8 protein-coding genes and 2 riboswitches are annotated in these 12,265 nt (G+C 46.3%); of the genes, 6 read left to right on the top strand and 2 right to left on the bottom strand.

Translation table 11 applies throughout. The annotated features are described in order from the left end of the window. Positions 1-162: 162 nt before the first annotated feature. Positions 163-263, bottom strand: a riboswitch (glycine riboswitch). A gap of 3 nt (positions 264-266) precedes the next feature. Further along, positions 267-389, bottom strand: a riboswitch (glycine riboswitch). A gap of 347 nt (positions 390-736) precedes the next feature. From gcvH to HP548_RS27250, 5 genes are all read left to right on the top strand, one after another. Beyond that, positions 737-1,126 carry a glycine cleavage system protein GcvH gene (gcvH, locus tag HP548_RS27270; protein WP_063566882.1) on the top strand — a complete coding sequence of 130 codons (390 nt, stop codon included), beginning with the start codon at positions 737-739 and terminating at the stop codon, positions 1,124-1,126. A 572-nt stretch (positions 1,127-1,698) separates the two neighbouring features. After that, on the top strand, positions 1,699-3,168 hold the full coding sequence (locus tag HP548_RS27265) for a PTS mannitol transporter subunit IICB (protein WP_163757572.1): 1,470 nt from the start codon (positions 1,699-1,701) through the stop codon (positions 3,166-3,168). Then, positions 3,168-5,273, top strand: a complete 2,106-nt coding sequence (locus HP548_RS27260; RefSeq protein ID WP_175383374.1) for a BglG family transcription antiterminator — start codon at positions 3,168-3,170, stop codon at positions 5,271-5,273. The genes HP548_RS27265 and HP548_RS27260 overlap by 1 nt, the downstream gene beginning before the upstream one ends. Further along, positions 5,270-5,704 (top strand): PTS sugar transporter subunit IIA, encoded by a 435-nt coding sequence (locus tag HP548_RS27255; RefSeq protein WP_024633110.1) that lies wholly within the window; start codon positions 5,270-5,272, stop codon positions 5,702-5,704. Before HP548_RS27260 ends, HP548_RS27255 begins: the two co-directional genes overlap by 4 nt. Then, positions 5,701-6,852, top strand: coding sequence for a mannitol-1-phosphate 5-dehydrogenase (locus tag HP548_RS27250; RefSeq protein WP_076287796.1), 1,152 nt, complete (start codon positions 5,701-5,703; stop codon positions 6,850-6,852). Before HP548_RS27255 ends, HP548_RS27250 begins: the two co-directional genes overlap by 4 nt. 52 nt (positions 6,853-6,904) lie before the next feature. On the opposite strand, the gene HP548_RS27245 is transcribed toward HP548_RS27250, so the two are convergent. Together HP548_RS27245 and HP548_RS27240 are read right to left on the bottom strand one after the other, a co-directional pair. Beyond that, positions 6,905-7,153: a cysteine-rich CWC family protein gene (locus HP548_RS27245; RefSeq protein WP_099856835.1), complete on the bottom strand. Its 249-nt coding sequence runs from the start codon at positions 7,151-7,153 to the stop codon at positions 6,905-6,907. A gap of 93 nt (positions 7,154-7,246) precedes the next feature. Next, positions 7,247-9,256: an endonuclease MutS2 gene (locus tag HP548_RS27240; RefSeq protein ID WP_175383373.1), complete on the bottom strand. Its 2,010-nt coding sequence runs from the start codon at positions 9,254-9,256 to the stop codon at positions 7,247-7,249. Between the two features lie 570 nt (positions 9,257-9,826). On the opposite strand from HP548_RS27240, the gene HP548_RS27235 reads away from it, so the two are divergent. Further along, positions 9,827-12,163, top strand: coding sequence for a helix-turn-helix domain-containing protein (locus tag HP548_RS27235; protein ID WP_175383372.1), 2,337 nt, complete (start codon positions 9,827-9,829; stop codon positions 12,161-12,163). Positions 12,164-12,265: the final 102 nt, after the last annotated feature.

The following is a 12,265-nucleotide window of genomic DNA, read 5'->3' as shown; positions in this document are numbered from 1 at the left end:
TGTTTAATCATGGATCAATGAATCTGGCATCATATTTTATTATAAAAGTAAGGTAAGGACGCGATAGGCAGCGCCGCTCTATAACCTGTTTTCGTTTTTTTGGGAAAAAGGAAAAGGACAGGCCAAAGAATCGGCATGCCAGAAGCACGCTGTATTCTTAGGCTCTGTCCTTGGTACCTGAGAGTTACCCCGCCGCATGATGCAGCAGGTTTCCCCTTGGGTGATCATAACGCCCACACAGGGCGATTAGATGCTCTCCAGAGTTGCGTCCCGTAAAAGTCCTTTTGCCTGAGAGATTCACCTCCGCTTGTCGATGGTTTACTCCTTCGGCGTTACCGCATGTACACCCTGATTCGGGTGTCAAGGGTAATCTCTCCCTTTACATTCATCCGCGGGTATTGCATAGACCAATTAAACACATTTACTACTCTCATTAAAGCCTGAATCGACTATTGATGTCAAGAACGATATCATAGAAATGAATAAAAAAGCCGAATGATATTTTTAATTCGTTTCATAACGTTCGTCTATTTATAAAGAGTGCGCTTACTTTTCTAATATTCACCATTATATGTAGGGAGAGTGCATTTGAGTTACAGGTATATAAGGAAGAAAAACAAATAAATTGTGAGGTATCTTGACATTTGAATCGAAAATATCATACGCTATGTTCTGGGAAAAAGGTTAAGGTCAAAGAAACGCATGCACTCATTAATGAAAAGCGAGGCGGATATCGATGAGCGAATTGAAAAGTGATTTCCTGTACAGTGAAGAGCACGAATGGGTGCAGACCGTAGGGGAGGATACCGTACGTATTGGTATTACCGAGTTCGCGCAGCATCAGCTGGGTGACATTGTGTTTGTGGAATTGCCTGACCTGGAATCGGATGTAAAAGCGGAAGACGGCATTGGAACGATTGAATCCGTCAAAACCGTTTCGGATTTGTTTTCTCCTGTCAGTGGAACGATTATTGCTGTGAATGATGCATTGCAGGATTCCCCGGAGCTGGTTAACAACTCTCCATATGAGGAAGGCTGGATGATCGAGATTCGTGTTGAGGGCGACCTGACAGCAGCACTTTCCACGTTGATGAACGCGGATGCGTATCGTAAACATACGGAATAATATTAAGGTACAATTCACCGATTGGATAGAGAGTTTTAGCTTGATGCAAAAGTTCTTTTAAGGTAATAAAATGAATCGATGATTATAGATCCGAATGGTGATATTGCTTATTCGGAGAATACTTAGGCGCAATTGCCTCATCTGAATCAGGATGAGGTCATTGCGCTTTTTCGTTGTTACTCGATGAATTAGACTAATTAGATGAAATAAATATCAATCTAACATGTTTCATCATCATTTCTAAATGAGGTAGGAACAGCTCATTTAAATAGAATAAATTTACAATTTCATTTGTCATTAAAATGGGGCAATTCGTGGGTATGATACATGAAAGGGAATAACAGGTTTCGATCAATATACGGGTTTAAATATGGAACAATCCTTTAAATTTAAATCTTGTCATCAACGTTCATGACGGAAGTAGGTTTTCATTTCGTTGTAGAAGATACCGTTTTCATTTACGATATGGTTGTAAATTAAGATTTATTGCAGATTTGTACCTTCGTTCGTCTGGATCATCGTTGTCAAAATTCAGTGGAATCAAGGTTTAATATGTTGAGGAGGTTTTCAGTATGAGTTCAGTGGACGCAAAGTCCGAAAAAAGCGGAGGAATACGGGTTGGCGTTCAGAAGTTTGGACGTTTCCTAAGTGGTATGGTTATGCCGAACATGGGTGCTTTTATCGCCTGGGGTCTGATTACGGCATTGTTCATTCCAAAAGGATGGTTCCCTAACGCAGATTTTGCATTATTGGTTGATCCAATGATCAAATATTTGCTGCCTTTGCTTATCGGTTACACAGGCGGTACCATGGTACACGGCCAACGTGGTGGTGTAGTCGGTGCGATCATGACCATCGGGGTTATTGTCGGCAGTGATATTCCAATGTTTCTTGGCGCCATGATAGCCGGACCGTTGGGAGCCTGGGTCATTAAGAAGTTTGACAAGGCTGTCGATGGCAAAATCAAATCAGGGTTTGAGATGCTGGTTAACAACTTCTCCGCTGGTATTATTGGTGGGATTTTGGCCCTTCTAGCCCTTAAAGGCATTGGGCCTTTCGTTGAAGCGATTAGCAAGGTGTTATCAGCTGGGGTAGAAGCTTTGATGAATGCTGGTCTTCTCCCGCTGGTCAATCTGATCATTGAGCCAGGAAAAGTATTATTCCTGAACAATGCGATCAACCATGGTATTCTGACACCAATTGCTACGGATCAAGCAAGAGAATTGGGTCAATCCGTATTATTCATGCTCGAATCCAATCCAGGACCTGGACTTGGTATTTTGCTGGCATACTGTTTCTTCGGTCGCGGATCAGCCAAATCTTCCGCTCCAGGTGCTGTAATCATCCATTTCTTTGGCGGGATTCACGAGATTTATTTCCCTTACATTCTGATGAGACCGATACTGATTCTGGCTGCGATGGCTGGTGGTGTAGCGGGTACATTGACCTTTATGCTAACCGGAGCTGGTTTGGTATCAGCACCGTCACCGGGAAGTATCATTGCCTACTCGTTGTTAACACCTAAGGGTGGATACCTGGGCATGTTTGCAGGGGTAGCCGTAGCTGCGATCATCTCGTTCCTCGTAGCATCCATACTGCTCAAAACGGGTAAACAGAAGAACGATGAAGAAGATCTGGACAGTGCGTCCAACCGTATGAAAGATATGAAAAATCAGGGCAAAACGGGCAACCTCACCGTTGATAAAGACAATCGTGAAGCTGACCGTGCAGCCGATATTGCTTCTTCGGCAGTAAAAACGGATATCAATAAAATTGTATTCTCCTGTGATGCAGGTATGGGTTCGAGTGCCATGGGTGCCTCGATTCTCCGGAAGAAAATGAAGGCAGCCGGTGTGGATGTCGCTGTAACCAACACGGCGATCAGTGAGATTCCACAAGATGCCGACATCGTCATCACACAGAAAACATTGACAGACCGGGCCAAATCCGTGGCTCCAAATGCAGAGCATATTTCCATCGACAACTTCCTGAAGAGTCCTGAATATGAGGCACTGGTGGAGCGCCTCAAATCCGACTCCTGATGAGTAATATTACAAGGAGACAGCGTGAGATCGTGGAGTTCCTGCTGGAGCATCCTCATGAAGTAACTGCTGGCGATATAGCTGTTGCGGTCAAAGTAAGCACTCGTACCGTACATCGAGAGTTGCAGATGATTGAACAATGGCTTGAGCCCCTTGGCATGAGATTGGAAAAAAAATCGGGAACCGGGGTTCGAATTGATCCCGGTTCCGATGATTTGGCCGTATTGCGTCAACAACTTGAGCTTAACGAATATGTGGAGTTTACGCCCGAAGAGCGTAAACTCTTCATGCTTTGTATTTTGCTGGATGAATCCGAGCCTGTGAAGCTGCTTGCATTGGCCTCAGATCTGAAAGTAACCGTATCTACGGCAAGCAATGATCTGGACGATCTGGAGCCACGCATTCAGCTGGCAGGATTGAAGCTGGTTCGCAGACGTGGATATGGGGTCAAGATCAATGGAAGTGAGTTGGCTCATCGCATGGCTATTTCCGCGCTCGCTCTTGAATATCTGGATGAATCCGATTTGTTCGGTAGACAGGCGGAGCAGGGAGTTTCCAAAGTAAGCAGCAAGCTTCTGGAAATGATAGGGCATGAGGATGTACTTACGGTCGAAAACGCGTTATGGCAGCCGGATATTGAGTGGTTGGAAAATATACCGGAGCGTCAATACATGAAGCTGCTGATCCAATTGTCTGTAGCCGTTGTGCGGATTCGCAAAGGTTTTGGCATAGGTCGGAGCACTCAACAAGACAAAAAAGACGTTGGAATGCCTCTACATGTTGAGCAGAAGGTGCCGGAATATTTAGCTTCCCGTTTGTGCGGTGTTCTATCTGCCCAGCTTGGGCTGGAGTTTGTGGGCGAGGAGCAGGCTTATTTTCACAGGCTGCTGATTGAAATCGAGCAATCGATTCATTCCTCACGTCTGCTGCCCGTAGACGATCTGGTCTTACTTGACATGGTTCGTTCCCTCACAGATCGGATGCAGCAGAAAACTCATTATTCGTTCCATGAGGATCGTCTGCTCCGTGAAGGTCTGATTGCCCATATGGAGCCAGTACTGGAACGAATGGATGATCGGCAGCTCATCCGTAATCCGCTGCTTCAACAGATCCGCAAGGATTATGAATCACTCTTTGAGGATGTAAAGCAAGCAGTGCGAGAGGCTTGGCCCAATACGGATGTTCCGGATGAAGAGATTGGATTTTTGGTGATGCACTTCGGTGCTTCCATTGAACGACTGCGGGTGCTGAAACGTGAAATCAGGGCTGTCGTCGTTTGTACGAGCGGGATCGGATCTTCACGGATGTTATCGAGCCGACTGTCCAAGGAAATTCCCGAGATTCGGATTGTGGACAGTGTGTCCTGGTATGAAGCCGCGCGTATACCAAAGACGGAATATGATCTGGTTCTCTCTACTGTGGATCTGCCAATGGATAAACATCAATACTACAAGGTGAGCCCACTGCTGACGGCAGAAGAAAGTGAACGTTTAAGGCACTTCATCAGGACAACGACGCTTCAGCGGGAACATAGTCCCCCACCTGAAGCAGATTCAAGGACAACAGGACGATTTTCCGATCCGGTTGGACTGGAAGCGACCCTGATTGAAATCGTACAGATTATCGGCAAGTTTCAGGTGTTCCCGCTGGATAATCAGAAGATTGGATTTTTTGACACGGCCTATGCCATGTGCAGCGTTTTACATCAATCTGGTGTGTTAAATAATCCTGAAGAGATTGCCAGGCTGCTGGAGGAGCGTGAAGCGGTTGGAAGCCAGAAAATTCCTGGGACTTCCCTCGCTTTGTTTCATACACGCAGTGATGGCATACACAGTCCTTCAATCACGCTGTTCCAGTTGACAGAGCCGCTTCTGCGCACGCCGGAAGACCCGACAGGTGTCAGCCATGTGCTCTTGATGCTAGGACCCAGACAGTTATCGAAGGAAAGTTTGGAAGTACTGAGTGAGATCAGTGCACTATTGTTGCAGGAAGAAATGATCACATTACTTGAAAAAGGCAACCGGGATGATCTTATTCATTACTTGTCCCAAGAACTTGCGGGATTTTACCGCAGCAAAACAGAAATTGGAGGTATTCAAACATGAGTGTGTTAACTAAAGATAAAGTCATCATGAATGCAACGGCTCAGGATAAATACGAAGCGATTCGTATGGCAGGTCAAATTTTGAAAGACGCGGGACATATCACCGCTGAATACATTGACAAAATGCTGGAGCGTGAAGAGATTGTCTCCACGTATGTTGGCAACGGACTTGCGATTCCACACGGCACGAAGGAATCCAAATCATTTATCCTGTCCACAGGTATATCGGTCATTCAGTTCCCGCAAGGTGTTGATTTTGGGGAAGAGAAAGCGTATATGGTAATTGGTATCGCTGCTCAGGGCGGAGAACATATGGAGATCCTGACCAGCATCGCAGTCATCTGCGCCGAGGAAGAGAACATGGAAGCTTTGCGTCATGCTCAAACTGCTGAAGAAGTCATCACTATTTTGGAAAGTGAAATGGAACTATGAAGGCCCTTCACTTTGGAGCAGGTAATATTGGACGTGGCTTTATCGGTTTGATTCTGTCCCGTGCAGGCTACAATGTCGTTTTCTCGGACGTTAACCAGGAGCTGGTTAAGGCTCTAGAGCAGCGTGGAGAATACACGGTTGAACTGGCTAACGAAGCCAAGGACCTGGAGACAGTTACCGGTGTGAGTGCGATCGATGGAACCAACCTGGATACCGTTGCTCAGAACGTTGCAGAAGCTGAATTGATCACAACCGCAGTGGGTGTGAACATCCTGAAACATATTGCTCCCGGTATTGCCAAAGGACTTACGTCCAGACTGGGAACAGGTGATGTCTTCCAGCCGCTTCACATCATTGCTTGTGAAAACGCAATTGGAGCCAGCACTCAGCTGAAAGAACATGTATATGGTCTGCTTGATGAGCGGACTCGCCTGCTTGCGGATCAGTATGTGTATTTCCCAGACTCTGCCGTGGACCGGATTGTGCCGATTCAGCATCATGAAGATCCATTGCATGTACAGGTAGAGCCTTTCTATGAATGGGTTGTTGACCGTTCACAAATGGCTCCTGCGTTCAAACCGGTTGAGGGTGTAATGTATGTGGATGATCTGGAGCCTTATATCGAACGGAAGCTGTTTACCGTAAATACCGGACACTGTATTGCCGCTTATATTGGATATGTGAACGGGTTTGATACAATTCAGAAGGCTATCGCCGATGAAAAAGTCAAATCCATCGTATATGGTGCCTTGCAGGAAACCGGAGCAGTTTTGGTGAAGCGTTTTGGATTCAATGCCGACGATCATCAGATGTACATTGCCAAAATATTGGAACGGTTCGTTAACCCACATCTGACGGATGAGGTAACTCGTGTAGGACGTTCTCCACTGCGGAAACTGTCCCCGAATGACCGTCTAGTTCGCCCGGCTCTCCAGGCTTACGAGTATGGAACGGAGACAACACATCTGGCAATGGGCATGGCCGCTGCCTGCAAGTTTGACATTTCCGAAGACCCGGAAGCGGTAGAACTCCAGACTACGATCCAGCAAAAAGGGATTGAAGCAGCACTTAGCCAGTATACGTCCATGGATGAGAGTCACCCTGTACTGAAGCAGGCTGTAGCGCATTATCAACAACTGCAGAAGTAACGGTCTGTATTTCAATACAAAATTATATCAATAGAAGAAGAGCCTCACAGGGTTAACTGTGGGGCTCTTTATTTTGCTCTGTCTTCTTTTTATACGTATCCAGACATGCCTCGCAGATGCAGGACTTCCTACGCTGTTCTGCCGGAATGGGGTCAAATACCCCTTCTGGGAACACAGCCCGGTTACACCAGCATTCTGAATGAGGACGACCAGCGGCATAGGAGCAGCCATTGGCCTCCCCACACAAAGGACATACAAGAACTTCTGGTGTGACTTTGTTTGTATCTTGCTCAACAGACATACGAGTCTTCCTTCCCCGATGAATTTCTAACCACGAACGATCCGATAGGTTTATTAAAGTATAGCAACTAAACCCATTATATAAAATTTCCGGTTATTCTTCAGGGGGCAATTCAATCTTCAGTCCTTCCACATGCTTGCGACTCATCAGTTTGCGTTTCTTGCGGTTCTCTTTGGTCTCCAGCACAATGTCGAGGTCATAGTCACCCGGATATAGTTCATCTGCGGAGATGTGCAGAGTTAGTCGTTTCTTATGAATTTTGACTTTACGTCCGCGCAGCATGACTCCGATATTTCCGCGACTGTCCTCCACATCACATACGATGCCTGACTGGTTCAGATAAGCTGCATAGACGCGATCCCCTTTTCGGAATGCTTTGGCTAGGGAAGCGGGTTCTAATGTTTCAGGCCGATCAGCAGATTGCTTTTTTGTTTCAGTTTGTACGGACGGGCTGACAGGTTTCGTCTTGTTCCTTGCTTCATTCCATTGTTTTTGTTCAACCGTGCTGTTTATTTGCGATGACGTTGAACTTACTTTAGGCACGGTTGGAGAGGAGGTGGAAGAGACACTTTGCGAGACACCCTGATCTGAAATGAGCTTGGAGCGCTCAATAATACGCTGTGGCATACCCAATTTCAGTGCAATGGAATAGGCATAGCTGTCACCGGCTTCTCCGATCCGCAATCGATAAAGAGGTTGAAGAGAGACCGTATCAAATTCCATTCGTGCATTCTCAAATCCAGGCGTGGCTGCTGCAAAATGTTTGATTTCCCCAAAATGGGTTGTCGCGATAACGGTAGCTCCACGGCTGTGCAGCTCCTCCAGCATGGCGATCGAGAGTCCCACTCCCTCACCGGGATCGGTACCGGAGGCCATCTCGTCAATAAGCACAAGTGTCGATGAATCGGCTTGCTCCAGGATGCCAATCATGTTGCGAATATGTGCAGAAAAGGTACTGAGTGCTTGCTCCAGGCTCTGTCCATCGCCGATATCCACAGCAATTTCATGATATACGGCCATCTCGCCATCTTCATCGACAGGCACAAGCAGACCGGATTGCATCATCAAGGTAAGCAGACCCAGTGTTTTGAGTGCAACCGTTTTGCCACCCGTATTCGGCCCTGTAATGATTAGTGAGGAATACGTCTGACCAATTGCAAAATCAAGCGGAACCATGGATGCACCCATAAACGGATGGCGGGCATGATGAAGCCGAACCCGTCCATTGGCATTGACGCGCACAGTCCGTCCGTCCATGGTCGCCGCATATTTCGCTTTGGCGAACAGGAAATCCAGAATTCCTACCGTTTCCGTGTTTAGTGCGATTTCACGATTATAAGACTCAGCAAGGGAGGTTAAGTCACCGAGGATTTTCATCTCCTCCCGTGATTCCTCGGCTTGCAGTGAAGCCAGCTCCATTTGCAGACCTACTAATTCAGCAGGCTCAATATATACGGTTTGGCCACTTCCCGATTCATCCAGCACACTGCCTTTAATGTGTTTGCGGAATTCTTTCTTAATGGGCAGCACTGTTCTTCCACCACGTTGACTGATCACATTTTCCTGCATGATGGAGCGGTGTTTGCTTAATAGAGAATCAAGCTTTCGCTTCATGCGTTCCTCATTGACTGTCATTTTTTTACGAATACGTATCAGTTCCTTGCTCGCCTGATCCTGAATGCGTCCACTATGGATACAGCGTTCAATCTCACTCAGCAGGGATTCCATCCATATCATGGATGAAGCGTAGCGACTAACTGTAGGGGCAACTTCGGATTTGCCCTCCATGTATTTCATAAGCTGTGCGCAGCTGCGAAGAAATTGGGCGAGATGGCTGAAATCACGTTCCGTAAATAAATAACCGGTACCTAGCAGATCCATAATGGTCTCCATGCCATCCAGTGATGGAATGGGCACACTGGCGCCGTTACGAATCAAAGCTGCCGCTTCAGCGGTCTCTTCCAGACGCATTTGAATCAGAGAAGCGTCCACCATTGGCTTCATGTCTCTTGCGTAACGTTTGCCCAAATAGGATAGGGCACAGTTAGCAACGTTTTTTTGAATTTGGGGATAACCCAGACTGGTTAACGTTTTTTCATTCATGCTTGATCTCTCCTTGGATATAAAATGGAATTTCGGTTAAAGCGAATATATTCCCGAAAAACGCAAAAAGGGCGGAGAATGAACAAACGTCATTCTCCGCCCTTAACGTACGGGAAAGTAGGGCCCGTTATAGGTCTATACAAAAAAATCCACGCTGAACACAGCGCGGAAATAGACCCGGACACGTACAATCCCGGAGGCGATTTATGATATCCGCTGTTCTTAACTAAGTACAGGGTAATGGCGCATCATGAAATACACGTATGCCACAAGGCACAAGTGAATCGAAGGCCAAACTCCTGAATATGAAACTTGTTAGTTAAGAACGCTCACCGACATCAAAATCTCTCCTTTGATTGAGGAATATGCAACTAATATAAACTGGAAATTGCTTTGAAGTCAACCTTCAATAATAAATAGTGGACTTGAATAACAATGGGTTTTAAAATAACAATAGTAAATTAATCCAATGAAAGCGATATTATACATACGTTTTGCATAAGTACGGGAAGTGATTCCGAAATCGTTCTCGTTCAAATCACGCAAAATGCACAAAGGAGGATGCTCTTTTTGCCTAAATACCTGCTGCGTTTGCTCTGTTTTACCATGATACTCGGAGCCCTTCCGGTCATTGTTATTGGTTCGGTCTCCTATTCTATTGCCTCAAGTGACATTGAGCAGAAGGTGCGGGAGAGTAATTTGCAGATTCTGCATCAGACCCAAATGCGGGTCGAGCAAGTATTGCGCAGCCTGCAATTATCGTCCATCCAGTATGTGAATTCTCCACTGGTATTACAAGCGATGAAAAAACCGCTGGACAGCAGCGAATTTCAGGAAATTCGAGATCTGACTTCCGGATTTAATAATTTGCAATCGGTTACAAATATCGATCAGGCTTATCTCGTGAATCTGGATGAAGACTGGGTTGTATCGATGCGATCTTTCGGAAAATTGGATGATTTCAGTATTCGGGACCGGATTGGTTCCTATTTGAAATATACAAACAGCCTGTTTTGGGTGACGCAAAATGTGAGTTCAACTAAAGAAAGTATACCGGTATCGGCCGGAGTCGGTGAAGCGGCACAAGAACAAGTGCCTACCCTTATTTCATCCGACAATGTGGTCAGCATGGTATTCAAGATTCCGATGATACCAACGAATGTGAAACCAAAGGGGTTTCTGGTTATAGACATAGCCGATACAGAGCTAAGTACATTTCTAAGTCGAAATCCGAATTCAGGGGATATGTACGTCCTTGATCGGGAGCAGAAATATTTTCTCAACGATACAGAACAAGACGGGAAATACGACACGCTGAATCAGGAAATCCACGAAAAGGTACAAACGACGGGACAGTCGGAGGGTTTCTTCAGCGCAGAAGTGGAAGGAAGCCAGGTGGCGGTTAGCTACAGGCAGTCCCCACTTAATGGCTGGTTGTATGTATCTGTTGTATCGCTGAGTCAGATAACCGCCCAGTCGCAGAAAATTGCATTGGTTACAGGTGTGGCTACGCTGGTCATGTTATGTTTAACGGGACTAGTAGCCTTTTATGGCAGTCGCAAGATGTACTCTCCCATTTCCAGACTTCTGCAGTTTACGAAAGGACTGGATTCTCCAATGGCTCCGTCGGGACGCCGTCAGGATGAATTTATATACATTGAAGAGCAATTATCGACTTTGTTCAGTTCGGAGAAAACGATGCGTGAGCAGATGAAGGGCCAGCATATTCATTTGCAGGAATTTTTTATGACCAAACTGCTTACAGGCAAAATATCAGAAGATGACTTCAGATATCAGGGTCAGTTATACGATTTTCCAACCTCATGGGCTAGACTTGGGGTACTTACACTTCAAATTGACACCCTTGAAGGGACAAGGTATGAAGAGCAGGACCGGGATCTGCTGCTGTTCGCGTTAAACAATATGGTCGCTGAACTGCTGCCCTCTGAGATTCGGTTTGCACCTGTTATGATTGATGACGCCCAAGTTACGGTATTGGCATCCGTGTTGGATGATGAAGTACAACTAAAAGAGTGGATGCACACTCAAGCGGAAATGATCCGTGAGCGGGTCGTGACCTATCTGAATCTGCCTGTAAGTATCGGTATTAGTCGTTCCTATTCTGCAATAGGTGATTCGCCACGGGCTTACCAGGAGAGTCGTGAGGCTCTGCAAGGCAGGGTAAGTCTGGGCAGCCGTATTATTTTGCATTACGAGGATATTCAGCCGCGCGGACAGACGGAGGCAGCGTTATATACACAGCTCAGGATGATTGAGGACCAGTTGGCTTCTGCGCTCAAGCAAGGGGACGAGGAGAAAACCGATGCGTACTTTAAGCAATACCTCAGTCTGCTCGCAGACAAGAAGCTACACTTCAGCGAATACCCGGTTATCATGGTTCAGCTATTGTCCCGTGTGTATCAGCTAGTACAGGAGCAGGGTGGGAATGTTGCGGAAGTATTGGGTGAAAAGGCCTCCATGGCTCGATTGCTGAAGTTGTCCACATTGGATGAAATGACGAACTGGTTCCGCAAATGTTTATTTCAACCCGTCATTCGATTCTGGCGCGAGCAGGAAGAGTCTCAATATTTGAATATTGCCCGGCGCATGATTCGGCTGATCGAGGAGCGATATGATCGCGAATTGTCGCTGGAAGCTTGCGCAGAAGAACTGAATTTTCATCCAGTCTATCTGAGCCGTGTGTTCAAGAAGGAGGCTGGCGTGAACTTTACGGAATACCTTGCCGAATACCGGATGGAAAAAGCCAAGACCTGGCTGCAGACGACCAACCTGAAAATATCGGAGATTGCCGAGAAACTCAATTACACGAACCCTACCGCTTTTATCCGTACATTTCGTAAAATTACGGGAACTACCCCCGGAAAATACCGGGAGCAGCAGCGATAAAAGCAACCTGCTCTGCCTGCCATGGCAGGCAGGTTTTTCTTTGTTTTAGGGTCATTCTTTGTTCTGTGTTCGGAGCAGAGTTAAGACGGGAATATCGAAGGT

This window comes from Paenibacillus taichungensis (assembly GCF_013359905.1).
Lineage (GTDB): Bacteria > Bacillota > Bacilli > Paenibacillales > Paenibacillaceae > Paenibacillus > Paenibacillus taichungensis.
Note: the sequence above shows the minus strand (reverse complement) of the source record. Positions and strands in the feature narration are given on the sequence as shown.

Bases quoted from the DNA above. Each gene is read 5' to 3' on its own strand.
- gcvH (WP_063566882.1), top strand. From the start codon at position 737: ATGAGCGAATTGAAAAGTGATTTCCTGTACAGTGAAGAGCACGAATGG.
- HP548_RS27265 (WP_163757572.1), top strand. From the start codon at position 1,699: ATGAGTTCAGTGGACGCAAAGTCCGAAAAAAGCGGAGGAATACGGGTT.
- HP548_RS27260 (WP_175383374.1), top strand. From the start codon at position 3,168: ATGAGTAATATTACAAGGAGACAGCGTGAGATCGTGGAGTTCCTGCTG.
- HP548_RS27255 (WP_024633110.1), top strand. From the start codon at position 5,270: ATGAGTGTGTTAACTAAAGATAAAGTCATCATGAATGCAACGGCTCAG.
- HP548_RS27250 (WP_076287796.1), top strand. From the start codon at position 5,701: ATGAAGGCCCTTCACTTTGGAGCAGGTAATATTGGACGTGGCTTTATC.
- HP548_RS27245 (WP_099856835.1), bottom strand. From the start codon at position 7,153: ATGTCTGTTGAGCAAGATACAAACAAAGTCACACCAGAAGTTCTTGTA.
- HP548_RS27240 (WP_175383373.1), bottom strand. From the start codon at position 9,256: ATGAATGAAAAAACGTTAACCAGTCTGGGTTATCCCCAAATTCAAAAA.